The following is a 24163-nucleotide window of genomic DNA, read 5'->3' as shown; positions in this document are numbered from 1 at the left end:
TCGTGGTCGACGGCGGGCTCCACGCTGACGTCGCCACGTCCATCGCCGGCGTCCGAGGGGACGACTCCCGGGCCCGCCGCACCGCCTCGGGCCCCAACCTGAGCCAGGCGATGTGCCGTTGCGTCGGCGGCAGTGTGTGTTTGATGGCCACGGCGGGTCTGCCGTGCTGCCACGGCCGGTGGACGCGGCCCCGGCGGCTCAACTCGCAGGCCCCGCGGCGCGCAGTTCGTCCAGCAGGTCCTGCCGGCCGGTCAGCAGGGTGGACAGGATCCGCCGGGCGGCGGCGAGCAGCTCGGCCACGTCGCCTCCGGCGAGCTCGTAGGTCACCGTCGAGCCGGTGCGCGTCGCGGTCACGATGCCCGAGCGGCGCAGCACGGCGAGCTGCTGGGACAGGTTCGACGGCTCGACCTCGATCTCGGCCAGCAGGTCGCGCACCGGCTTCGGCCCGTCCTGCAGCAGCTCCAGCACCCGGATGCGCACCGGGTGCCCCAGCATCCGGAAGAACTCGGCCTTCGCCTCGTACAACGGAACTGGCATCCTCATCACCCCTCGTCCGTCCCCGTCACCTTGAACTTCAGCCCGTGCCTCTGCGCGATCCGCACCGCGTCATCGAGCTCGTCCTCGGCCACCGCGACTTCGTACGGATCCCCGGCGCTCGCCGCGGCCGCCAGATCTGCCCGCGCTGCGTGTACCCGCGCCAGCAGCGCCTCGGCGACTTCGTTCACGGAGACCTCCGGCTGACCATGTAGAGATAGCGGCAACTTGCGAATTGAAGAACTCTTCAATTGTAAGGGTGAGGCAGGACCCCGAAGAAGGGGGCGACTCCGGCGTGCGGAGCTTCGGACGGGTCCATCCCAGCGTCGCCCCGGTAACGTGCAAAAATCAGGGGACCAACCGCAACGAAAGCGGGCAACCGTGGTGGATCCGGAGCGTGGCCCGGGACGCGGGGACAAGGTCGGCCTCCTCGGGCGCCAGATCGAGTGTGCAGTTCTCGACAGGCTCGTCGCCGCCGTCCGCACGGGACGAAGCCGCGCACTCGTGGTCCACGGACCACCTGGCATCGGCAAGTCGGCGCTGCTGGGACACCTCACGGACTCACCGGGCGACCTGCGCGTGCTGCGCGCCGTCGGCATCGAGTCCGAGATGGAGCTCCCGTTCGCGACGCTGCACCAGCTGTGCGTGCCGCTGGTCGATCGGCTGAAGAGCCTGCCCGCCCCGCAGCGGACAGCGCTCGAGACCGTCTTCGGGATACGCGCGGGACCGCCTCCCGATCGCTTCCTGGTGGGTATGGCGGTGCTCAGTCTGCTGTCCGACGCCTCGCAGCGGCGCCCGCTGCTGTGTCTGGTGGATGACGCCCACTGGATGGACCGCGCATCGGCGCAGGTTCTGGGCTTCGTCGCCCGCCGCCTCCTGGCGGAGTCGATCGCTCTCGTCTTCGGCGCCCGCGAGCGGTCCCCGGACCTGCTCGGGCTGCCGGACCTGGAAGTCACCGGACTGCGGGACGCCGCCGCGCACACCCTGCTCGAATCCGCCACGCACGCCCGCCTCGACCACGACATACGCAGCCGGTTCGTCGCGGAGACCCAAGGCAATCCCCTCGCGCTCCTCGAACTGCCCCGCGCCCTGTCCGTGACCCAGCTGGCAGGCGGCTTCGGTCTTCTGAACACCGACGCTCTGCCGGGCCTGATCGAGCAGAGCTTCCTGCGCCGGATCGAGGGCCTTCCCGAGCAGACCCGGCTGCTCCTGCTGATAGCCGCTGCCGACCCCGTCGGCGATCCCGCGCTCGTGTGGCGGGCTGCCGATCGGCTCGGCATGACACCCGAGGAAGCGCTCGCCGACGGCACGGACGGGCTGCTGTCGTTCGATGTGCGCGTGACGTTCCGGCACCCGCTGGTGCGGTCGGCCGTGTACCGGTCGGCCACGGAGAGCGAGCGCCGGTCGGCACACCTGGCGCTGGCGCAGGCGACAGACCCGCACCTCGACCCCGACCGCCGCGCCTGGCACCTCGCATCCGCGACCGCCGGCCCGGACGAAGCCGTCGCCGCCGAGCTCGAACAGTCCGCCGGACGCGCACAGGCACGGGGCGGGCTCGCAGCCGCGGCCGCGTTCCTCCAGCGGTCCGTCGTCCTGACCGTGGACGCCTCGCGACGCGCCGAGCGGGCTGTCGCTGCCGCGGACGCCAGCCTCCAGGCCGGCGATCTCGATGCCGCCCGCCGCTTCGTCGACGTAGCCGACCAGAACGCTCAGAACGAGTTCCAGCGCGCGCGGGCACACCTGGTACGCAGCCAGGTCACGTTCGCGGCCGGCCTCAACCGAGAGGCTCCGCCGCTGCTGCTCACGGCCGCGAAACGGCTCGAGCGGTTCGACACGAACCTCGCCCGCGAGACCTACCTCCTCGCGTGGGGCACCTCCGCGCTGGTCGCCGCCGACGGCGACAGCCTCGCGGCGATCTCCCAGGCCATGAGGATGCTTCCGCCGTCGACGGAGGCGCCCCGCGCCATCGATCTCGTGATCGAGGGCTATGCCCTGCTCGTCACCGACGGCCGGGCCACCGCCGTACCCGCCCTGCAGCGCGCGGCCGCAGCGCTGGAGGATCTGCCCGGACGCGATCTGCTGAAGTGGGGCTGGGTGGCCAACGGCGTCAGCGCGGTCGTCTGGGACGATCGGGCGATGCGCGTCATGTACCGCCGGGCCGTCGACGTGGCGCGCGCGGCGGGCGCCCTCACGGAGCTCTCGTTCTGCCTCGCGTCGCTGGGAATGGCGACCACCTGGACCGGAGACTTCACCGGCGCCGCGGCGATCGTCGACGAGGCGGACATCGTCGCCGCGGCGACCGGCGTGCCCATCGCCGCGCACGTCAAGCTCCGCCTCGGCGCGCTCAGAGGCCACAGCGCCGACGTCGAGCCCCTCATCGCGGCCACCGTCGAGGAGGCCGGCGCGAGTGGCCAGCTGATGGGCGTCACCGTGGCCCAGTGGTCGGCCGCCGTGCTCTACAACGGCCTCGCCCGCTACGAGCAGGCACTGGCCGCGGCGCAGACCAGTGCCCGCATCCCCGAGCTGTGGGTCTCGGTGTGGGTCCTGCCCGAGCTCGTGGAGGCGGCTGTGCGCGTCGGCGACGCGGAGCTCGCCGGCGGGGCACTGGAACGGCTCGCGGACGCGGCAGAGCCGTGCGACACCGACTGGGCGCAGGGAATCCTGGCACGCTGCCGGGCCCTGCTGAGCGAAGGGACGTCTGCGGACCGCCACTACCGCAGGGCGATCGAACGGCTGGCCCGGACCCAGCTGCGGCCCGAGCTCGCCCGGGCCCATCTGGTGTACGGCGAGTGGCTGCGCCGGGAGCGTCAGCGCGTCGAGGCGCGAGGCCATCTGCGGACCGCGCACAAGATGTTCGCCTCGATGGGGATGGAGGCGTTCGCCGAGCGAGCCCGCCGTGAACTGCTCGCCAGTGGCGAGTCGATCCGCAAGCACAAGCTGGAGACGTCCCTGGGGGATGAGCTGACGCCGCAGGAGAAGCAGATCGCGCTGCTCGTGCGGGACGGCTTCTCCAACCCGGAGGTGGGGTCCCGGCTGTTCCTGAGCCCGCGGACGGTCGAATGGCACCTGCGGAAGATCTTCACCAAGCTGTCGATCACCTCCCGCAGACAGCTCCGGGACGCCCTGCCCCGCAGCGCGTACGAGCCCGCACCGGAGCAGGGGCTCAGGGGATGAGCTGCTGGCCGCCGTCGACGTCGTAGGTCGCCCCGGTGAGTGCCGTGTTGGCCATCAGATGCAGGGCGAGCCTGGCCACATCCGACGGGCCCACGACCCGCCGTATCGGCAGTGTGGCGCGCAGTTGCCGCCGCCGCTCTTCGAGCGCGTCGCCCAGCAGCCGTGCCGACAGCGGGGTGTCGACGAAGCCCGCGGCGATCGCGTTGACCCGGACCGGGGCGATCTCCAGAGCGGCGTTCGCCGTGATGGCCGGGAGTGCGGCGGCCGCGATGGCGGCGACGCTCAGACCCACGCCGGGGCGGCGGGCATGCGTACCGGTGATGAAGGTGAGTGATCCGCCGGGACCGACACACGTCGCACACTCCCGTGCGATGCGCAACGACCCCAGGAGGTGTTCGTCCAGCACGCTTCGCACCTGCTCGAAGTCCATCTGGGCGATCGTCGCGTACGTCGGTCCGCCGCCCGCGACGAGCACGTGATCGACCGGCGCGGGCAGCTCGCTGAAGAAGCGGCCCAGTCCCGGAGCATCGCCCAGCTCGAGCATGGCGGCCGATGCTCCGAGTTCTTCACGCGCGGCATGGAGGCGCTCCTCGTCACGACCGGTGATGATGATTTTCGCGTCGGCCGCCCGTGCCTGGCGTGCCGTTTCCAGGCCGATGCCCGAACTGCCACCGATGACGACGACCGTGCTTCCCGAGAGATCGTTCACTGGTCCTCCCAACGGGCCCACCTCCTCTTGACCAGCATCGGACGGCTCAGTGGTTGCTCGCGCCCGTGGTCCTCACTGGCCGAGGGCCGCCCAGGGAGACTGACGCGGACGCGGACGCGCTCGCGGGTTCCCGTGATCCCCGACGCCCGGGCCGCCGCCGATCAGCGATCCGCCCCGGCTCTCCGCCGCCCGCCGTGCGATGAACCAGTGACTTCCACGGGCGCGACGTGCTCGGCACGGCGTGAGGGTGGAGGGAGGCCGCGCGGGACCTCTCGCGGCAGTGGAAGGGAGACGGCATGTCCAATCACTTCAGTGCGGCCTACCTCAAGTTCCCCGGCGATGACGCGCGCCTGGACCTGACCGACCTCTACGCCTTCCCGACGCCGGGCGCCGCGGGAAAGACGACGTTGATCATCGACGTGAACCCCTTCACCACAGGGCTCAGCGCCACCCCGCCGTTCCTGATGAGCCCGGGATTCCACCCGGAAGCGGTGTACCGCATCAACATCGACAACGACGGGGACGATCAGGCCGACATCGCCTTCTCCGCCGTGTTCACCGAGGCGCAGGAAGGCCGGCAGATGGGCACGGTCTCCTACGCCACCGGCGACGACGCCCGTCACATGGAGCCGGCCGGCGAGGTGATCGCCTCGGCGGTGCCGGTCGGCTTCGATGCGGCGGCGCACCCCGTCCAGGCGGGTGCCTGCGACCTGTTCGTGGGCGTACGCAGCGATCCCTTCTTCGCCGATGCCGAAGGCGCGCTGCACGGCTTCGACTGGACGGGCGAGGACTCCTTCGCGGGCAAGGACGTGCAGTGCATCGCACTCCAGGTGCCCGACGACATGCTCGGACCCGCGCCATCGATCTCCGTGTGGGCGACCGTGTGCGTGCGCCACGACGACACGCTGGTCCAGGTGGACCGCGGCGGGAATCCGACGATCAACCCGTTCATCAATCCCGACTACGCCAAGGACGAGTACAACGCCGGGCATCCCGCGGACGATGTCGCGACGTACCTGGTGCCGTGGTCGAAGCTCCTGCAGGAGAACGGCTATCCGGCTGCGGAGGCGACCGAGGCGGCCGCCACCGTGCTGCCGGACGTCCTGCACTACGACCGTGGCCGGCCGGCCGTCTACCCCAACGGGCGAAGCCTCACCGACGACGTGTTCAGTGCGCGCATGGCCTTCCTGACCCACGGAAAGGTCACCTCGGACGGACTTTCGCCGCACGACGACATGCTGGCCGAGTTCCCCTATCTCGGACCGCCCCACAGGTGATCCGGACCAAGGCAGCCGATCATGAACATCCCTGGCAAGAAGGTCGCCGTCATCACCGGTGCGTCACAGGGCATCGGCGCGGGCCTGGTCGACGCCTACCGCAAGCTCGGTTACCGGGTTGTGGCGACGTCCCGCACCATCCGTCCCTCCGACGATCCGGACGTTCTGACCGTCCGTGGCGACATCGCCGATCCCGCCGCGGCCGACCGCCTTGCCGCCACCGCGACCGAGCGGTTCGGACGCATCGACACCCTGATCAACAACGCCGGCCTCTTCATCGGCAAGCCGTTCACGGAGTACTCCCAGCAGGACTACGAAGCAGTCATCGGCGTCAACCTGACCGGCTTCTTCCGCATCACCCAGCTCGCCGTCGAGCAGATGCTCCGCCAGGGCGGCGGGCACCTCGTCCAGATCTCCACCAGCCTGGCTGACTACGCCAGTTCCACCGAACCCTCGGTGCTCGCCTCCCTGACCAAGGGCGGCCTCCAGTCCGCCACCAAGTCCCTCGCCATCGAGTACGCGGCCCGCGGCATCCGCAGCAACGCGGTCGCGCTGGGCATCATCAGAACCCCGATGCACCCCGGCTACGACGAGGAACTCGCGAGGAAGCATCCGCTAGGGCGGATGGGCGAAGTGGGGGATGTCGTCGAGGCGGTCCTCTACCTCGAGACCGCGTCCTTCGTGACGGGCGCGACGCTGCACGTCGACGGAGGGCGGAGCGCCGGTCACTGAGCAGCGCTGGGAGGCTGTGTCTTCCAGCAGTGAGCAAACAAGTCGTGGCGCTCGTCCCGGTCGGGGACGAATGATGGCCGCAGCGAGGCGCTGGGCACGTCGGGCCTGCCGGTGACCGTGACCGGTGGGCCCGTCCCGCCGGACATTCCGGGGTGCCCGTCACGCACGGTCCGGAGGCACGCGATGAACGGCAACCGTCCTGGAACGAACACGCTGACCGTCACGGTGTTCGTCTTCCCCGGCGTACGACTGCTCGATGTCACCGGCCCTGTCGAGGTGTTCGCCTCGGCCAACGAGTTCGGGGGCCACTACCGCGTGCAGATCGTGTCCGAGGACGGGGCGGACGTGATCACCTCGGCCGGGACCCGCATCAGTGCCGACCGTTCCGTCGACGAGGTTCACGAGCCGTCCGCCGTGCTGATGATTCCGGGCGGTCCGGAGTGGGAGACGCTGATCAAGGACGACGCGCTGCTGGATGTCGTCCGGCGGCTGAACGGGACAGCGGGCTGTACGGCCTCCGTGTGTTCGGGAGCGTTCCTGTTGGCCGCGGCGGGGCTTCTGGACGGTCGTCGTGCCACGACGCATTGGCGCTTCACGCGCCAACTGGCCCTGCGTTTCCCGTCCGTGCGGGTCGAACCGGACGCCATCTTCGTGCGGGACGGCAAGATGATGACATCGGCAGGCGTGAGCTCCGGTATCGATCTCTCCTTGGCACTGGTGGAGGAGCACTACGGTGCGGAGGTCGCTCGGGCGGTGGCCAAGGACATGGTCGTCTTCATGCAACGACCGGGGGGCCAGTCCCAGTTCAGTGTCCGCTCTCAAATCCCGTACTCGCGGCAGGAGTTGCTCCGCCGGATCCTGGACGCGGTGGTGGAGGACCCGGGAGCCAACCACAGCCTGCCGGCGATGGCGCGACGGGCGGGAGTCAGCGTCCGCCACCTGACCCGGCTCTTCCACGAGGAGGCGGGTACGACGCCGGGCAGGTATGTGGAGGAAGTAAGGGTGGAGGCCGCCCAGGTACTGCTGGAGACGGGCGACGACTCCATGGCGGTGGTGGCGCGACGCACAGGTCTCGGTTCTCCCGAGTCGCTGCGAAGGGCGTTCGTACGACATCTGGGTGTCACGCCTGGCGCCTTCCGCGCCAGATTCCGCACGACCGGCATGAGCCCCACGGACGCGGAATCGGCGGGGGCTGCGGGGTAGCCGGATGACGCGGACTCGCCTGCCGCGCAGCGGGGCGACAAGAAGGTCACCCCGCCCGCGTACGTGGCGGACCCCACGCCTTCCCCCGGACTGCCGACCAAGACGCCGGCCGGCACTGCCCGGCGCTCAGTCGAGGATCTGACGGGCAGAGCAGCGCAGGTGCTGGGCGGCGTGGAGCAGGGACCGCCCCGTCACCACCAACCAGGCGAGGACAAGAGCCGTATACAGCCCGGCAGTTGTCCACCCGAGCGGTACGGACCCGGTGCGGGTGGCGAGGGTGCCGGTGGCCGTGACGCAGGCACCCACCGGGAAGATGAACGACCACCACGTCGGTGCGAACGGCAGACCGGCCCGGATCGTCCGTACCGTCAGCCCTGTGGCGAGGGCCATCCACAGCATGGCGAAGCCCCACACCACGATGCCGCCCAGCAGCGCGAGCACCGCGGTGCCCCGGGCGTAGGGCGCGGGCAGCGCACTCGGTGCCACCGAGGCCAGGGCGCCGAGGGCCGTCACCGACTGCCCCAGCGCGCCCAGACCGATCCAGACGGTGGGTACCGTGGTCCCGGTGGGCACCTCGTGGTGCACCAGTCGGCCGTAGACCATGGCCAGTACCAGCAACGTCGCGACCAGGCCGAGGCCGAGCATCGCGTAGCAGCCCAGCAGGAGGGTGAGCCGCAGCTGTCCGGCCGGTGCGTGGGGGACCAGCAGCGCGCCCGTCGCGGCGGAGACCATCGGCGGCACCACCGGCATCAGCCAGCCGCCGAATGCCGCGTCCGGGGCGAAGCGGTGCCGCGTGACCATGAGGTACGGCACCGTGCAGGCTGTGACCAGGCCCAGTGCGGTCCCGGTCAGCCACAGGACCCAGTCCGCATCCACCGCCGCGTCGAGCCCGATCACGTCCTTGCCCAGCAGCAGCGCGCCGGCGCCCACGGTGAGCAGCGCCATCGGCGGCGCTCCGAAGAACTGGGCCATCACCGGGTCGGCGGCGTGGGAACGGATCGCCCTCTGCCGGAGGTAGCGCGTGGCCAGCAGGACCAGCAGGACAGCGGCGCCCACCCAGATGACCGTGGCGGCCGTCCGCAGCCCGGGAAAGGTCCGCGGCAGGACCGCCGCAGCGTTGGCGACGATGCCGGTACCCATCACCGCCGCGAACCAGGTGGGGCCGAGGGGCGGACGTGTCGTCCTGTTCACGGTGCGCGGTGCGGGACGGGTCGACAGGGAGAGATCCATGATCGGCACCCTAAGTTCACACAGGGGCAGGGCTGTTGATCATGTCCTGATGTGAGGGGCCGCTGGCACGTATCGAGCACCGGCACGCTCTGCGGGCCGGTGAGGACCAGTGTGTCCTACCGGTGCGACCGACCGTCTTCGCACGGGACCGTGGCGGGGTTCAGTGGTTCCGCGCGGACGGCGCGGGGCCGGATCCCGGACGGCAGGAGTGGTCGTGATGGCGAAGGTACTTTTCGTGGTGTCCGGAGCGACGTACTGGGTTCTCAAGGACGGCACCAGGTACGCGACCGGTTACTGGGCGGAGGAGTTCGCGGCCCCGTACAAGGCGATCACCGAGGCAGGGCACGACATCGTGGTCGCCACGCCCAACGGCGTGACGCCGAACGTCGACATGATGAGCCTGCGCCCCTCCATGGCGGGCGGGGAGCAAGGGGCCCTCGAACTGGAGAGGATCATCCGTTCCGCCGAAGAGATGCGGCGGCCGCTGCAACTCTCCGACGTCCGGCTCGAGGACTACGACGCGGTGTACCTGCCCGGCGGTCACGGCCCGATGTCGGACCTGTGGCTGGACGCCGACGTGGGCCGGATCCTGACGGCGCAGCTCGCCTCGGGCAAGCCCCTTGCGATCGTCTGCCACGGTCCCGCCTCGATCCTGGCCACCAGGATCCGCGGCAAGTCACCCTTCACCGGCTACCGGATCACCTGCTTCACCGACGACGAGGAGGAAGGCGTCGGCCTGGCCTCCAGGGCGCCCTGGCTGCTGGAGACGGAGCTCAAGGAGAAGATCGGCGTCGACTTCAGCCGCGTCGAGATGTGGAAGCCGTACATGGTGGAGGATCGCAACCTCATCACCGGACAGAACCCGGCATCGGCCGCGGTCCTGGCCGAGCGGCTGCTGGTGCTGCTGAAGTAGCGGCGCGACCAGTGAGAATCCCTGGCGCGAAGCACCAGCCCCGGCGAGGACCCTCGTGGTGTCGGCTTTTCGTCCCAGTGCGGAGGCGTGAACCATGGACATGAAGCTCGAGGTCGTCGTGGTGCCGGTGGCGGACGTGGACCGGGCCAAGGACTTCTACACGGCATTGGGCTGGCGGCTCGACGCCGACGTCGCCACCGACGAGAACTTCCGGGTGGTGCAGATGACCCCGCCGGGTTCGCCGGCGTCGGTCATCTTCGGCACCTCGGTCTCTTCACAGACACCGGGTTCGGCCCAGGGCCTGCACCTGATCGTCGACGACATCGGCGCCGCCCACGACGAGCTCAAGCGGCGCGGCGCCGCCCCCGGTGACGTGTTCCACGACGCCGGGGGTGTCTTCCACCACGCCGGGACCGACGCCCGCGTGCCGGGACCGGACCCGGGGCGCAGCAGCTACGGCTCGTTCCTGTCGTTCGAGGATCCGGACGGCAACGGCTGGGTGCTGCAGGAGATCACCGCCAGGCTTCCGGGCCGCCTGGACCCCGCGACGACGGCCTTCGCCTCGGCCTCCGACCTCGCGAGCGCGCTGCGCCGTGCGGCGGCCGCACACGGCGAGCACGAGGCGCGCACCGGTGAAGAGGACCCGGACTGGCCGGACTGGTACGCGCGGTACATGGTGAGCGAGCAGGCCGGCACCGAGCTGCCGACGTGAGCTCCTTGTCGGGCAAACCGCTGGGCGGAGCCGTCGCGCTCGTCACCGGCGCCAGCAGCGGTATCGGTGCCGCGACCGCGTGCCTGCTGGCCGATGAGGGCGCGGCGGTGGCGCTCGTCGCCCGCCGCCGGGAACGCCTGCACCAGCTGGCGGAGGACATCTCACGGCAGGGCGGCCGGGCGCGGGTGGTGGAGGCCGACATCACCGAACCCGAGCAGGCGTACCAGGCGGTCCAGGACACGCGCGAGGGGCTCGGGCGCCTCGACATCCTGGTCAACAACGCCGGGGTCATGCTGCTCGGCACTGCCCTGCACACCACGATCGAGGAGTGGGACCGGATGGTCTCACTGAACGTGTCCGGGCTGCTGCACGTCACGCACGCCGCGGTTCCGCACCTGATCGACGCCGCCGCCACGTCCCCGCGGCAGGTGGCCGACATCGTGAACGTCAGCTCCACGGCCGGACGGGTCGCCCGGCCGTCGAGCAGTGTCTACAACCTGACCAAGTTCGGTCTGAACGGTTTCGCGGAGTCACTGCGCCAGGAACTGCTCGTCGAGCGCGTCCGGGTCAGCGTGATCGAGCCCGGCACCGTACAGACGGAGCTGGCGCAGCACCTCGGCGAGGCCACCCGCGACGCGACCCTCAGGCAGGTGAGCGGGATAGAGCCACTGCAGGCCGCAGACGTCGCGGACGCGATCGGCTACATCGTCACGCGGGAACGGCGCGTGGCCGTCAACGAGATGCTGGTTCGCGCGGGTGACCAGACGTGGTGACCAGACGTGGTGACCAGGCGTGGTGACCGGACCTGATGACCGGGCACGGGCGACGGGAGAGTGACGGATGAAGCACGACTACGACGTCATCGTCATCGGCGGCGGCTCACCCGGCGAGCACTGCGCGGGCGCCCTCGCGGACGGCGGTCTGCAAGTGGCGCTCGTGGAACGGGAGTTGGTCGGCGGGGAGTGCTCGTACTTCGCGTGCATCCCGTCCAAGACCCTGCTGCGCCCGGGCGAGGCCGTCCAGGGCGCACGCGAGGCCGCGGCCACCGCCGAGGTGGACGTCGAACAGGCCCTGGCATGGCGGGACTTCATGGTGTCGGACTATTCCGACGCCGGACAGGAGCGCTGGCTGGCCGCCAACGGCATAGACCTGCTGCGGGGTTCGGGCCGGCTCGCGGGACCCGGTGCCGTGGAGGTCGCCGGTAACCGCTACACCGCCGACCACGTCGTACTGGCCACCGGGGCCGCACCGATCGTGCCTCCCGTGCCCGGCCTGCGCGAACTGGCGGGCATCTGGACCAACCGCGAGGTGACCGGCATGAAGGCGGTCCCGCGACGGCTGCTCGTCCTGGGAGCCGGACCCGTCGGTGTCGAGATGGCACAGGCGGTACGGCGCCTTGGCGGCGAGGTGGTGCTCACCGGCCACGACGACCACGTGCTGCCGCGCGAGCCCGAGCCCCTGGGCCGGGCGCTCGGCGAGGCACTGCGGCGGGACGGCATCGAACTCGTGCTGGGCCGCAGCGCCGTCGCCGCCCGGCACGACGCCGAGGACTACGTCCTGACCCTCGACGACGGGCAGGAACTGCGCGGCGACAAGCTGCTCGTGGCCACCGGACGCCGCCCGCGCGTCCACGACCTGGGCCTGGAAACGGTCGGCATGAGCGGCAGCGACAGAGGCATCCCGGTCGACCGCCGTCTGCGCGCCGCCGAACGACTCTGGGTCGTCGGTGACGCGACCGGCCTCTGGATGCTCACCCATGTCGGCAAGTACCAGGGAGAGGTCGTCGCGGACAACATCCTCGGCCATCCCCGCGACGCCGACTACACGGCCGTACCGCGCGTGGTCTACACGGACCCGCAGGCGGCGGCCGTGGGCGCCGGCGAGGCACGGCTCAGCGCCACTGTCCCGATCTCCGAGGTCGCCAAGACGGCCGCCTACACCCGCGCCTACGCCGACGCCGTGGGGTTCCTGGCCCTTCTCAGCGACGGCCGAACGGTCACCGGCGCGTACGCGCTGGGCCCGGAGGCGGGGGAGTGGCTGCAGCAGGCGACTTTGGCCGTCCGCGCTCGGATCCCGCTGGAGGTACTGCGGGACACCATCCAGCCGTTCCCGACCTTCTCGGAGATCTACGTCGCCGCGCTCAGCGACCTGCACCACCAGGTCGCACGGGGCGGCGCGGTCGAGGGACGGGTCCCCGCATGACGCGCCCCGTCCTTCCTCCGCGCGGATGACCATGCACCGACGAAGAAGGGTGGCTGACACCATGCGTTCCGACATCGTTCCGGGCGGAATCTTCCCGGACTTCGCACTGCCCGACCACACGGACACGGTCCGCACGCTCAGCGAACTGCAGGGCCGCGACCCGTTGGTCCTCACTCTGGCGCGCGGACACTACTGCCCGAAGGAGCACCAGCAGCACCGGGAGATGGCCGAGGTGCTCCAGCCGAAGGCAGCGGTGGCCTATACGCAGATGGCGACCATCTCCACCGACGAGCACCACACGCTGCAGGAGTTCCGCCTCTCGGTCGGAGCGCAGTGGACCTTCCTGTCCGACCCGGGCCGGATCGTCCAACGGGAGCTGGACATCCAGGAGTACACCGACCCCGAGCACGACCCGATGATCCCGCACACACTGGTCCTGAAGCCGGGGCTGGTCGTGCACAGCGTCTACAACGGCTACTGGTTCTGGGGGCGTCCCTCGGCCTACGACCTGTGGCGTGACCTGCGCGAGGCGACCCGGGAGATCCGGCCGGACTGGGACCTCGACAGCCCGGGCCTGCGCGAAGCCTGGGACTCCGGCGACCGCTCCTCCTTCCACGGGTGGGACAGGCGAGCTGCCGAATTGCAGGCGTAGGTGCGCCTACGGCAGTGTCCGAGCGGCCGATGCGCCCACTCGAGCCGTCCCTGCCCTACTCGTGCCGGTTCCCTGCCCACCCGTCGCACGGGGGCGGACTGGGGCGGACACCATCGCGGCGAACACGACGACCCAGACGACTGCGGCCACCCAAACCTCCCAGCGGCCCGTGCTCGTCATCCACGAGGATCCGGTCGCGCGCCCCAACTCGTGCGTGGTGACCGCGTACATACCGATCGGGAAGACGAGGTTCCACCAGCCGAGGTCGTAGCGCAGCGGAATGCGGCACAGGGCGTGCCGCCAGACGCCCAAGGCCAGCAGGAGCGGGATCAGCCAGCTGGAGAAGGCCCACAGGACGACGGCCACCCCGACGAGCAGCGGCCGCGACAGCAGTGTGTCGCCCGGTGGAAGAGCTGTCAGACGTACGGCCGCGAGCACGGCGATCGCCGCCGCTCCCATGAAGATCCAGAGGGATGTCATGAGGCTTTCCGGCTTGATGGGAAGGGCGAGCAGCCTGGTCAGTACGATCGCGGCGGTCAGCAGGTACTGGATCAGGCCGATGGCCCAGCACACCACGGCCAGTACGGCCAGTGCGTGGCTCGGGGCGGCCCGGGCCAGCGAGGCTGCTGCGACTGCCACCGATTCCGAGCCCACCGACCACAGGAACCAGGTGCCGTTGACCTGGTCGAGCGAAGGGTTGCGCCTCAAGGTGGTGATGAGGGCGAGCAGTATGGCGTAGTCCAACACCAGCCATCCCAGCGCCCCGAACGCCAGGAACGCCCCGGCCACCGCGGTGTGCCCGTCCGGTACCAGACGCGCCGCCAGTACGTTGGAAGAGACGGCGAGGGTGAGGAACACGAAGGACCGTGGCCCGAGGAAGGCCGCCATGAAGCGCCGGCGCCGGCGCAGCATCCACCAGCCGTAGGCGGGCACCAGCACCGCGAAGCCTGCCAGAGCCACCCACAGCAGTACTGCGGAGGCCGTGCCGGCGCCGTTGACGTACAGGGCCGTGGAGACGATTCCGGTGCCCATGACGAACGAGAGCGACGCGGGGTTGAGGTTGGTCACCGCGGCGGAGAGGGCCGCGCGGTATCCGGACGGCGGGGGAGTGGGGTCGGCGGGTCCCGGCGTGGAAGGTGGGGACTCCGCGCGCCGTGCAGGGTCCTGGCCGTTACCGGTGAGCCATTCGGCGAGGACGGCGGCGTGACTGTGGTCCATGTCCCGGGTGGCGGTCAGCAGCGTGAGGCTGCCGTGCTCGGCCAAGTCCCGCAGCCGGGCAGCCGCCTCCCGGTGTGGCTGGTCGGCCAGTTCAGTGAGATAGCGGCGGCGGAACTCGTCGAACAGGGGCGGATGTTGGCCGTACCAGTCCTGCAGCTCACTGGACGGCGCGATGTTCGACAACCATTCGTCGAGCAGCGCGTCACTTCGGCGAACGCCCTCCGGCCAGACTCGGTCGACGAGCACACGACCGCCCGTTTCGCCGTCCTGGGCGGAGGTCCGCTCACTGATGCTGCGGCATGTGATCCGGTTAGCCATGACAGGTCCTCCGGCCGCTTTCGCCGTACCAGCATTTTACGGTGATGTGCATGTCGTCGGCTTCCTGGCGGGGGATCTCGACGCCGCCGGTGCCCCGGCCGGTGCTCACCGGAACGCCGAGGCCACGACGGCCTGCTGTTCCAGGCCGTGCCGGCGGCTGGAGCCGACCGCGGGTGCGGGTGCCGCAGGCCGGCTGACGCAGTCCACGGGGCGTTCCGCCGAGCGGTACAGGCGCGGCGCGAGGAAGGGCCACGGTCCCTGGTTCTCCGGTTCCTCCTGCACCCACCTCACATCCGCCGCCGCGGGGAAGCGGGCGAGTTCCGCCGCGAGTTCCTCCTCGGGGAACGGGTAGAGGCGTTCCAGGCGGACGATCGCCGTGTCCGCCGAGTCCGACGCGTTGCGGTGGGCGTCGAGGTCGTAGAAGACCTTGCCGGAGCACAGCAGTACGCGCGTGACCTTGCCGGGATTCACGGTGTCGTCCGGCAGGATCGGGCGGAAGCCGCCCTCGGTGAACTCGGTCAGGGCGGAGGTGGCCGCCCTGGACCGCAGCATCGACTTCGGGGTGAACACCACCAGCGGCCGCTTGCGGCTGTCCAGCGCCTGCTGCCTGAGCAGGTGGAAGTAGTTGCCCGGCAGGGACGGCATGGCCACCGTCATGTTGTCCTGCGCGCACAGCTGCAGGAACCGTTCGACGCGGGCCGAGGAGTGGTCCGGTCCCTGGCCCTCCAGACCGTGGGGCAGCAGCAGTGTCACCGCGGAGCGCCGGCCCCACTTCTGCTCGGACGACGCGATGTACTCGTCGACGACCGTCTGCGCGCCGTTGACGAAGTCCCCGAACTGGGCTTCCCACAGCACCAGCGCCTCGGGGCGGGCCAGTGCATAGCCGTACTCGAAGGCGAGAGCGGCCAGTTCGGACAGCATGGAGTCGTACGGTGCGAAGGTCGCCGCCCGCGGCCCGAGGGAGCTCAGCGGCGTGTGTTCGGCGCCGGTGCGCCGGTCCGTCAGTACGGCGTGGCGCTGGCCGAAGGTGCCGCGCCGCGAGTCCTGCCCGGCCAGGCGCACGGGCACGCCCTGCAGCAGCAGCGAACCGATCGCCAGTGTCTCCGCGGTGGCCCAGTCGACGGCGCCGGAGTCGAGGCTCGCCGTACGGCGGTTCAGCTGCGGCAGGACGCGCGGATGGACGGTGAAGCCTTCCGGCAGCTCGGTCTGCGAGGCGATGACCCGCCGGGCCGTCGTCTCGTCTATCGCGGTCACCGGCCGGTGGGACGCGGGCTGAGCCGTCGGCTGCCCGGTGCCGGTGGCCGCAATGTCTTCGCCGGGGGCCGGAGCAGGCAGCGCCCGGGTCTCGGCGAACGCCTGCTCCAGGTGTTCCCGGTAGTCGCGCCGGGCGCCTTCGGCCTGCTGTTCCCCGATGACCTCCCGGGCCACCAGGGACTCGGCGTACAGGGTCCGCGCCGACGCCTTGGTGTCGATGCGGTCGTACATCATCGGCTGGGTGATGGATGGGTCGTCGACCTCGCTGTGGCCGTGGCGCCGGTAGCAGACGAGGTCGATGACGACGTCCTTGTGGAAGGTCTGGCGGTAGTCGAAGGCCAGTCGTGCGACGCGGTCGACGGCCTCCGGGTCGTCGCCGTTGACGTGGAAGATCGGGGCCTCGACCATGCGTGCCACGTTGGTGGCGTAGGTGCTCGACCGGCCGTTGCCGGGCAGGGTGGTGAAGCCGACCTGGTTGTTGACGATCAGATGGACGGTCCCGCCCGTGCCGTAGCCGGGCAGCTGCGACATGTTCAAGGTCTCGGCGACGACGCCCTGTCCCGCGAAGGCCGCGTCACCGTGCACGACGACCGGCAGGACGGCCCGGGACCTGCCGTTCTCGGCCAGGTCCTGCTTGGCGCGCACCACTCCCTGCGCGACCGGTCCCACGATTTCCAGGTGCGAGGGGTTCGCCACGACCGAGACGGCGATCGAACCTCCGCGCAGCGCACGGTAGTTGCCCTCCGCGCCGAGGTGGTACTTCACATCCCCCGACCCCTGAACGGAGCCGATGTCCACGGCGTCCTCGAACTCGCCGAATATCTGCGCGTACGACTTGCCGATGATGTTGGCCAGGACGTTGAGCCGGCCGCGGTGGGCCATGCCGATGACGGTTTCCGCCAGGCCGTCCTCGATGGCACGGAGCAGCAGGGCGTCCAGCAGCACGATGGCCGCCTCCCCGCCTTCCAGCGAGTAGCGCTTGTGGCCCACGTACTTGGTCTGCAGGAACGTCTCGAAGGCCTCTGCGGCTCCCAACCGGTAGAGGATCTCCAGCTGTCGGGCACGGTCCGGCCGGCGCTGCGGGCTCTCCACGCGCTGCTGGATCCAGCGACGTTCGCGGAAGTCCTGGATGTGCATGTACTCGAAGCCGGCAGTGCCGCAGTAGAACTCCCGGACGGCGCCCAGGACTTCATCGAGTGTCATGGTGGCGTGTCCCGCGAACCCGTCCACGACGAATTTCTTCCTCCGGTCGGCATCGTGCAGTCCGAACGCGGCGACGTCCAGTTCCGGGTGTGCGGCGGCAGGCTGCGACCCGAGCGGATTGGTGGCGGCCATCAGGTGTCCGCGCACACGGTACGCATGGATGAGCGCGGCCACCCGGACCGCGTCGCGTGCTGCCGCGTCGCCGTCCTCGCCTTCGGCGCTCAGGGCACCGGGGCCTGAGCGGTGTGTGGGAGTGCCAGGGGTGGCCGGGGAGGCGAAGAAGTTCCTCCAGGTCTCGTCCACCGAGCCGGGGTCGTGCAGATAGCGCTGCCGCTGCTCGTCCACCACCCATTCGTTGAGTCCGAAGTCCAGCCCGTGAATCACCGTTCGCGTGGTATCCGATTGCGACGCCATGGCGTAGAACGCCTTCTTCCTTGTGCGATGCCGTACGATCCCGGCGCGGTCAGACCGACCTGTGTGACCACGTCGCGCCGACGAGACTAGGACGCACAGAGGGCCGTGGTGGATGGCCGCTGATGCCACATGTGCCTCACATCAGGACATGGGCCGGGCGGGGGCGTCCTTCTTACGGCGGCAGGTGTCCGCGGGGCGGGCGACTGCGTGTCCTGATCCGAGGCCGTCGTGTCCGCCCGGCCCGCCATCGGCGTCGTACCTGCCATGGTTGCAAGCAGTCATGAGCGACCTGGGTTCGACGGACACGACGCGACAGTCTCCGTCCGTGCTGCGGAGCATCGGGCTCCTGCATGGAGAGTTGCGGATGCTGCACGGATTGTCGCTCCTCGACTATCTCGTTCTCGGCGCCATCGCAGAAGCCGAAGGACGGGTTGTGCCCGTGGCGGAGCTGACGGCGTCCCTGAAAGAATCGGGGAGCCGGATGACCTTCGTCCTCAGGGGTCTGCAGGCGGCCGGACTGATCGAACGCGATCGCCGTGCAGGAGACCGCAGGACGGTCGAGGTCACCCTGACCGACACGGGACGTGCCCAGCTCGCCGAGGCGGAGAGAACCGCGCGCACGTGGCTGCGCCGGCATGCCGCCCTTCAGCAGACCTGTTGACCGAACGGGCCGTTGCCGAGCAGGCCCGAACGATCGGGCAGAGCGGTGGCGACCCGGAGTCTGGCGAACTCCACGGCGAGTGCCGGCGGCGGGTAGTGCGCGTTGAGACCGCTCGGGTTCGGCAGGACCCATACACGTGCTCCGCCGATGGTCGCCGACTGTCGGCCCACGGCCGCGTCGACGTCCCCGAACGCCGCGCGGTATCCGGTGACGCCCAGGAAGGCGAGCCATGCCGGGCTCAGGGCTTCCATGCGTCGGACGAGGTCTTCACCTCCCTGCAGATATTCGCCGGGCGTGAGTTCCGCTGCCCGAGCCGTGGGCCTTCGGACGATGCTGGTGATACCCAGGCCCAGGCCGAGCAGGTCGCGTTCCTGCTCGGGCCGGAACTGGTGCGGCGTGAATCCCGAGCGGTGGAGGGCCGGCCACATCCTGTTGCCCGGTGTCGAGAAGCTGTGGCCCCGAACCGCCGACGCCAAGCCTGGATTGATCCCCACGAAGATGACGTGCAGGTGTTCGGCGACGACATCGTCCAGGGTCGGGTACGTATCGCTGTTGATGGTTGCTCCACAGAGCGTCGGAACAGAAGTCGCGTCCGGCAGGCGGCAGTTCAGCGGAAGGCGGTTGCCACCAGGCCTCTCTGCTCGTCGGCGTGCCGCTGGGCGGAGCCCACGGCCGGGGCCGATGCGGGTGGCCGGCTGACACATGCGACGGGCCGGCCCGACAGGCGCTGCAGGTACGGGCCCACGAACAGCCAGGACCCCTGGTTCTCCGCCTCCTCCTGCACCCACCGCACTGCGGCGTCGGCGGGGAAACGGGCGAGCTCCTTGCCGAGTTCGCGCTCCGGGAAGGGGTAGAGGCGCTCCACGCGGACGATGACCGTGTCGGTCGCGTCCTGGCCGCGCCGGTAGGCGTCGAGGTCGTAGAAGATCTTGCCCGAGCACACCAGGATGCGCCTGATCCGGCCGGTATCGGCCGTCTCCTGCGGCAGGATCGCGCGGAAGCCGTGCGTCGTGAGGTCTGCCAGCGTGGACGTGGCCGTCTTCAGGCGCAGCATCGACTTCGGGGTGAAGACGACCAGGGGCCTTCTGTTCTCCCGTGCACCGAGTGCCTGCTGCCTGAGCAGGTGGAAGTAGTTGGCGGGCTGAGAGGGCATGGCGACGCTCATGTTCCCCTGCGCGCAGAGCTGGAGGAACCGTTCGATCCTGGCCGAGGAGTGGTCCGGGCCCTGCCCCTCCAGACCGTGCGGCAGCAGCAGCGTCACCCCGCAGCGCTGCCCCCATTTCTGCTCCGACGATGCGATGTACTCGTCGATGACGGTCTGGGCTTCGTCGGCGAAGTCGCCGAACTGCGCCTCCCACAGCACCAGTGCGTCGGGCCGTGCGAGGGAGTAGCCGTACTCGAAGCCGAGTGCCGCCAGTTCGGACAGGGAGGAGTCGTAGGGCGTGAAGTGCGCCTGCGTGCCGAGGGAGTTCAGCGGTGTGTGCTCCATCCCGGTGTGCCGGTCGGTGAGCACGGCGTGCCGTTGCCCGAATGCGCCGCGGCGGGAGTCCTGTCCTGCCAGCCGGACCGGCACGCCGTCCTGGAGCAGGGAGCCGATGGCGAGGGTCTCCGCGGCGGCCCAGTCGATGGTGCCGCCGTCGAGCGCCATGGCGCGTCTGTTCAGCTGCGGCAGCACACGGGGGTGCACGGAGAAGCCGGGTGGCAGCTCGGTCTGGGAGGCCATGACGCGGCGGGCCGCCGCCTCCGGGATCGCGGTGGCGACTTCGGAGGCGCCTGCGTCATCGGCGTGATCGACCGGCCGCGCGGCGGATCGGCCGGACGGCGTGTGGGTCTCGGCGAAGGCACGGTCGAGGCGTCCGCGGAAGTCCTGCAGGGCGCCTTCCACCTGCCGTGCGTTCACGTCTCCCCGGTGGAGCAGCGCATCCGCGTACAGCGCGCGCACGGACGGTATGGCATCGATACGGTCGTACATCGCAGGCTGGGTGATGGACGGGTCGTCCACCTCGCTGTGCCCATGGCGCCGGTAGCAGATGAGGTCGATGACGACGTCCTTGTGGAACGTCTGGCGGTAGTCGAACGCCAGCCGTGCGGCGCGGACGACGGCCTCGGGGTCGTCCCCGTTCACGTGGAGGATCGGCGCCTCGATGCTTCGCGCCACATCGGTGGCGTAGACGCTGGAACGGCCGTGGGCGGGGGTGGTCGTGAAACCGAGCTGGTTGTTGATGACGATGTGGACCGTTCCGCCGGTGTGGTAGCCGGGAAGCAGCGACATGTTGAGTGTCTCGCACACGACGCCCTGACCGGCGAACGCCGCGTCGCCATGGACCAGGACGGGCAGCACCGTGGAGATGCCGTCACCGTCGGCGACCACCTCCTGTTTGGCGCGGACCACGCCCTGGGTCACAGGTCCGACGACCTCCAGATGGGAGGGGTTCGCCACGACGGAGACGGCGATGGTGCTGCCGTTCAGGGCCCGGTAGGTTCCTTCGGCGCCCAGGTGGTACTTCACGTCGCCGGAGCCCTGGACCGACTGGACGTCCACCGTGTCCTCGAACTCGTGGAAGATCTCGGCGTACGACTTGCCGACGATGTTGGCCAGGACGTTGAGCCGGCCGCGGTGGGCCATGCCGATGACGGCTTCTCGCATCCCGTGGCGGATGCAGCGGTGCAGCAGGACGTCCAGCAGGACGATCGCCGATTCGCCGCCCTCGAGCGAATAGCGTTTCTGGCCCACGTACTTGGTGTGCAGGAATCTCTCGAATGCCTCTGCGGCGCCCAGCCTGTACAGGATCTGCAACTGTTCGGCGCGGTCCGGCCGCGGGAGCGGGGCTTCGATCCGTTCCTGGATCCAGCACCGTTCGTCGGAGCTCTGGATGTGCATGTACTGGATGCCGATGGTCCGGCAGTAGGACTCTCGCAGGACGTGCAGGATCTCGTCGAGGGGCATGGTGACGTGCCCGGCGAAATCGTCGACGACGAACGTCCGGGGCAGGTCCTGCTCGCTGAGCCTGAATGCGGCGATGTCGAGTTCTGGCGGCGTGACCTGCTGCTCCGCCGCCAGAGGGTCCGTGTCGGCCATCAGGTGTCCGCGCACGCGATAGGCGTGGATGAGCGCCGCGACGCGGACCGCCTTGAGCGCAGCCTGCTCGGCGTCGTCACTCGTGGTGGCCGCGCCGTCACGGGACGCCTCGGCCGCTCCGGACGCGGGGGAGAAGAGGTTCCGCCACGCCGGGTCGACGGAGTTCGGATCCTGCAGATAGCGCTCGTGCTGTTCGTCCACGACCCATTCGTTGGGGCCGAACTCCAATTCGTTCATCACCGGTTGTCCGGCGTGGGATCGCGATGCCACGGTGTGGATCGCCTTCTTTCCTCATCGCAGGCCAAGGGCCGACGCGGCCGGCGGGGCCGGGCGCCGCGTCACTCCACCCACGGTATGCCAGTGTTCTCGATGAGGCAGCGCGCGGATGTGCCAGGTCGGCGGCACATTCGGACGTGCGGGCTCTTCCCTCGCGGGAGCGCGGTGAGACCGCTCGGCCCTATGCCGGCGCGGCTTGCCGAGCCGGGCGGGTGGAGGGGACCGGCGGACGGCGCGCGATGAGGTGCAGTTCGGGATCCTCGGCCGCGATCACTTGACCTGACGGAATGCCGGCATGCCGGGTCGCCCGAGGGACGCGACTGCGCCGGCACCGCCCGGCACTCCGTCTCCCCGTCCTTGAGCGGGCTGCACATGGGCTGCCGGCACCCCGGTGAAGCACCCCGGTGAAGCACCCCGGTGAAAGGGCACACCGGTGCGTATTCGCGGTGTAGCTTCTACCCGTCAGTAGGGGCTGAACAAGGGGGGACCTGTGGCTGCCTCTGCGCGAACCGAGAAATTCGCCGCCTACCTTCGCATGCTGAAGGACCGCAGTGGCCGGGGTTACGACCGCCTCGGCAAGGAGGCAGGCGTCAGCGGTTCCAGTCTGCATCGGTACTGCTCGGGCCTCGGCGTTCCGGGGGACTACCGGGTGGTGCACGCCTTCGCCAGGGTGTGCGGCGCCAGCGCGGACGAGCTTCGCGAACTGAATCTGCTGTGGGCGCTGGCGGACGGCGAGAGGAACGCACCGGCCGCGTCCGCCGAGGAGACGCCGCAGCCGCGACCGGAGCGTGACGTACCCGCAGCGCCCGCGCCGCCGAGTCCCGGACCCAACGACGTGATCCCGCCGGACTCGCCCCCCGGCCAGGGCGAGGCGCCGCGACGGTCCCGGCTGCTGCCCGGGAAGGTCTCCTCGCGGTGGGCGACACTGGCAGCCGTGGTCGCGGTGATGCTGGTGGCCGGCTTCGTGTGGCTGCCCTCCGACCATCCCGCGGATGCCTCTGCGGCGGCCGGCGACAAGGTGCTGTCCTCCCCGGCGTGCGCAACGGTGAGCATGGGACAGCATGACGAGTGTGTGCGTGAGGTGCAGAGCCTGCTGGTGCGAGCGAAGGGCAAGCTCGCCGTGGACGGGGACTTCGGGCCGGAGACGCTGCGCAGAGTGACCGCGTTCCAGGTGCTGGCGGGTGTGACGGCCAGAGGCGTGGTCGACGAGGCCACCAAGAAGGCGCTCTCCGCGCAGAAGGTGAGCATGGTGACCTGGTCGCCGGCCAAGGTGGCCCAGCGGATCCGCGAGGTGTTCGTCGAGGACCCCGGCACCGCCGTGGCGATCGCCCGCTGCGCGTCGTTCCTCGACCCACTGTGGGTGTTGCCCAACACCAACGGCAGCCGCAACTGGGGCGTGTTCCAGATTTCCGACGCCCGCCTGCGGGATCTCGACGGCACACCGCTGCGGGCGTTCGATCCCGAGTGGAACATCCAGGCGGCGCACCGGCTGTGGAGCGTCCGGCACGACTTCCATGACTGGCCCTCGTGCGAGGCGGCACTGAAGAGCACACCGAAGAGCTGAAGGCGGGCAGCCTCGGGTACCGCCACGACGGCACCCGAGGCCAGGGATGGCCCGGACGGCGTCAGACCGTGCCGTTCTCCCACCACCAGTCACGGCCGAGGTCGGCCCTGCTGTCGACGTGCTGGTGGTCGGTGTTGTACGTCTCCAGCCCGGAGAAGCCGCAGGTCTCCGCCTTCTGGTAGACGGTCTTGTTGGACACGCCGGGCACGTCGAGGTCCGCGGCGGTGCCGTACAGGTGCATGCTGTCGCTGGCGCCGCCGATGTCGGCGTTGTGCGCGATGCTGCGGAAGCCGGAATTGACCGTGATCGGCTTGTCGCCGAGCTTCTTGCGCAGCGCCTCCAGCTTGTACATGCAGCGGCGGGCGTTCTCCTTCACCTGCGACGCGCTCAGCTTGCCGCCGTTGAAGTCACCGCTCACCCGGTCCTCGAACTCGCTCCAGTTGAAGTGCACCGTGGAGCCGTCCGACTGCTCCAGAGCGTTGAGCTTGGCCTGGGTGTTGGGTCCGACGCTGGCGTCCGCGGTGAGGCCGTACGCCGCCTGGAACCGGCGTACGGCCGCCACCGTGCCGGGGCCGAAGTCCCCGTCGATGCTGACCCGGCTGTGGCCGGCGCTGTCCGCCGCCCAGCCCGCGACTCTGATCTGCAGCTCGGTCACGTCGGCGCCGCTGTCGCCCTGGTTCAGGGTGCGCGACCACGCGTAGGCCTGCGCGGTGCCCGAGAACAGCAGTTGGCCGAATGCGACGCCGGCGCCGGCGGCCAGCGTGCCTCGCAGCATGGCGCGCCGGTTGAGGGGACGGAACGAGGAAGCCATGGTGGTCCTTTCGGAACGGTGGTGGGG

Annotated in this window: 20 protein-coding genes; 11 read left to right on the top strand and 9 right to left on the bottom strand. The window is 70.1% G+C overall.

Going from position 1 to position 24163, the window contains the following annotated elements; all coding sequences use genetic code 11:
- Window positions 1-198: 198 nt before the first annotated feature.
- Window positions 199-537, bottom strand: a complete 339-nt coding sequence (locus tag ACIBN2_RS36855) for an ArsR/SmtB family transcription factor (protein WP_399141130.1) — start codon at window positions 535-537, stop codon at window positions 199-201.
- Between the two features lie 5 nt (window positions 538-542).
- Window positions 543-725: a hypothetical protein gene (locus ACIBN2_RS36850; protein ID WP_399141128.1), complete on the bottom strand. Its 183-nt coding sequence runs from the start codon at window positions 723-725 to the stop codon at window positions 543-545.
- Window positions 726-915: 190 nt separating this feature from the next.
- Between ACIBN2_RS36850 and ACIBN2_RS36845 the strand changes: the two genes are divergently transcribed.
- The gene (locus tag ACIBN2_RS36845; RefSeq protein WP_399141126.1) at window positions 916-3708 is read left to right on the top strand and encodes an AAA family ATPase; all 2793 of its coding nucleotides are present in this window, start codon (window positions 916-918) and stop codon (window positions 3706-3708) included.
- Here ACIBN2_RS36845 and ACIBN2_RS36840 read toward each other — a convergent pair.
- A complete protein-coding gene (locus ACIBN2_RS36840; protein ID WP_399141125.1) occupies window positions 3698-4417 on the bottom strand; it encodes an SDR family oxidoreductase in 720 nt (239 codons plus the stop codon). The genes ACIBN2_RS36845 and ACIBN2_RS36840 overlap by 11 nt on opposite strands.
- 296 nt (window positions 4418-4713) lie before the next feature.
- Here ACIBN2_RS36840 and ACIBN2_RS36835 point away from each other — a divergent pair, with 296 nt between their 5' ends.
- The 3 genes from ACIBN2_RS36835 to ACIBN2_RS36825 all read left to right on the top strand — a co-directional run bounded on the left by ACIBN2_RS36835 (window position 4714) and on the right by ACIBN2_RS36825 (window position 7629).
- Window positions 4714-5694, top strand: coding sequence for a DUF4331 family protein (locus ACIBN2_RS36835; protein WP_399141124.1), 981 nt, complete (start codon window positions 4714-4716; stop codon window positions 5692-5694).
- 21 nt (window positions 5695-5715) lie between these two features.
- Window positions 5716-6426 carry an SDR family NAD(P)-dependent oxidoreductase gene (locus ACIBN2_RS36830; RefSeq protein WP_399141122.1) on the top strand — a complete coding sequence of 237 codons (711 nt, stop codon included), beginning with the start codon at window positions 5716-5718 and terminating at the stop codon, window positions 6424-6426.
- A gap of 183 nt (window positions 6427-6609) precedes the next feature.
- Window positions 6610-7629 carry a GlxA family transcriptional regulator gene (locus ACIBN2_RS36825; protein WP_399141121.1) on the top strand — a complete coding sequence of 340 codons (1020 nt, stop codon included), beginning with the start codon at window positions 6610-6612 and terminating at the stop codon, window positions 7627-7629.
- A 126-nt stretch (window positions 7630-7755) separates the two neighbouring features.
- On the opposite strand, the gene ACIBN2_RS36820 is transcribed toward ACIBN2_RS36825, so the two are convergent.
- Window positions 7756-8859, bottom strand: coding sequence for a TDT family transporter (locus ACIBN2_RS36820; protein WP_399141119.1), 1104 nt, complete (start codon window positions 8857-8859; stop codon window positions 7756-7758).
- 217 nt (window positions 8860-9076) lie between these two features.
- Between ACIBN2_RS36820 and ACIBN2_RS36815 the strand changes: the two genes are divergently transcribed.
- The 5 genes from ACIBN2_RS36815 to ACIBN2_RS36795 all read left to right on the top strand — a co-directional run bounded on the left by ACIBN2_RS36815 (window position 9077) and on the right by ACIBN2_RS36795 (window position 13338).
- Window positions 9077-9772 carry a type 1 glutamine amidotransferase domain-containing protein gene (locus ACIBN2_RS36815; protein WP_399141118.1) on the top strand — a complete coding sequence of 232 codons (696 nt, stop codon included), beginning with the start codon at window positions 9077-9079 and terminating at the stop codon, window positions 9770-9772.
- A 94-nt stretch (window positions 9773-9866) separates the two neighbouring features.
- Window positions 9867-10484: a VOC family protein gene (locus ACIBN2_RS36810; RefSeq protein ID WP_399141117.1), complete on the top strand. Its 618-nt coding sequence runs from the start codon at window positions 9867-9869 to the stop codon at window positions 10482-10484.
- Window positions 10481-11257: an SDR family NAD(P)-dependent oxidoreductase gene (locus ACIBN2_RS36805; RefSeq protein WP_399141115.1), complete on the top strand. Its 777-nt coding sequence runs from the start codon at window positions 10481-10483 to the stop codon at window positions 11255-11257. Before ACIBN2_RS36810 ends, ACIBN2_RS36805 begins: the two co-directional genes overlap by 4 nt.
- A 67-nt stretch (window positions 11258-11324) precedes the next feature.
- Window positions 11325-12686 (top strand): dihydrolipoyl dehydrogenase family protein, encoded by a 1362-nt coding sequence (locus ACIBN2_RS36800; RefSeq protein WP_399141113.1) that lies wholly within the window; start codon window positions 11325-11327, stop codon window positions 12684-12686.
- Between the two features lie 61 nt (window positions 12687-12747).
- On the top strand, window positions 12748-13338 hold the full coding sequence (locus ACIBN2_RS36795) for a peroxiredoxin family protein (protein WP_399141112.1): 591 nt from the start codon (window positions 12748-12750) through the stop codon (window positions 13336-13338).
- Between the two features lie 6 nt (window positions 13339-13344).
- On the opposite strand, the gene ACIBN2_RS36790 is transcribed toward ACIBN2_RS36795, so the two are convergent.
- Together ACIBN2_RS36790 and ACIBN2_RS36785 are read right to left on the bottom strand one after the other, a co-directional pair.
- Window positions 13345-14874: a DUF488 family protein gene (locus ACIBN2_RS36790; protein ID WP_399141111.1), complete on the bottom strand. Its 1530-nt coding sequence runs from the start codon at window positions 14872-14874 to the stop codon at window positions 13345-13347.
- Window positions 14875-14979: 105 nt separating this feature from the next.
- On the bottom strand, window positions 14980-17745 hold the full coding sequence (locus tag ACIBN2_RS36785; RefSeq protein WP_399141109.1) for a multifunctional oxoglutarate decarboxylase/oxoglutarate dehydrogenase thiamine pyrophosphate-binding subunit/dihydrolipoyllysine-residue succinyltransferase subunit: 2766 nt from the start codon (window positions 17743-17745) through the stop codon (window positions 14980-14982).
- A gap of 280 nt (window positions 17746-18025) precedes the next feature.
- Here ACIBN2_RS36785 and ACIBN2_RS36780 point away from each other — a divergent pair, with 280 nt between their 5' ends.
- On the top strand, window positions 18026-18406 hold the full coding sequence (locus ACIBN2_RS36780; protein WP_399141107.1) for a MarR family winged helix-turn-helix transcriptional regulator: 381 nt from the start codon (window positions 18026-18028) through the stop codon (window positions 18404-18406).
- Here ACIBN2_RS36780 and mug read toward each other — a convergent pair.
- Both mug and ACIBN2_RS36770 read right to left on the bottom strand, forming a co-directional pair.
- The gene (gene mug / locus ACIBN2_RS36775; RefSeq protein ID WP_399141105.1) at window positions 18391-19110 is read right to left on the bottom strand and encodes a G/U mismatch-specific DNA glycosylase; all 720 of its coding nucleotides are present in this window, start codon (window positions 19108-19110) and stop codon (window positions 18391-18393) included. The two genes, ACIBN2_RS36780 and mug, sit on opposite strands and share 16 nt — an antisense overlap.
- Complete coding sequence (locus ACIBN2_RS36770; protein WP_399141103.1) at window positions 19014-21722, bottom strand: multifunctional oxoglutarate decarboxylase/oxoglutarate dehydrogenase thiamine pyrophosphate-binding subunit/dihydrolipoyllysine-residue succinyltransferase subunit; 2709 nt, start codon at window positions 21720-21722, stop codon at window positions 19014-19016. Before ACIBN2_RS36770 ends, mug begins: the two co-directional genes overlap by 97 nt.
- A gap of 574 nt (window positions 21723-22296) precedes the next feature.
- Here ACIBN2_RS36770 and ACIBN2_RS36765 point away from each other — a divergent pair.
- The gene (locus tag ACIBN2_RS36765; RefSeq protein WP_399141101.1) at window positions 22297-23325 is read left to right on the top strand and encodes a helix-turn-helix domain-containing protein; all 1029 of its coding nucleotides are present in this window, start codon (window positions 22297-22299) and stop codon (window positions 23323-23325) included.
- 61 nt (window positions 23326-23386) lie between these two features.
- Here ACIBN2_RS36765 and ACIBN2_RS36760 read toward each other — a convergent pair whose 3' ends face one another.
- Window positions 23387-24136 carry a D-Ala-D-Ala carboxypeptidase family metallohydrolase gene (locus tag ACIBN2_RS36760; protein ID WP_399141100.1) on the bottom strand — a complete coding sequence of 250 codons (750 nt, stop codon included), beginning with the start codon at window positions 24134-24136 and terminating at the stop codon, window positions 23387-23389.
- Between the last annotated feature and the right edge of the window lie 27 nt (window positions 24137-24163).

Origin of the sequence: Streptomyces sp. NPDC050534, assembly GCF_044457745.1 — a bacterium.
Lineage (GTDB): Bacteria > Actinomycetota > Actinomycetes > Streptomycetales > Streptomycetaceae > Streptomyces.
Note: the sequence above shows the minus strand (reverse complement) of the source record. Positions and strands in the feature narration are given on the sequence as shown.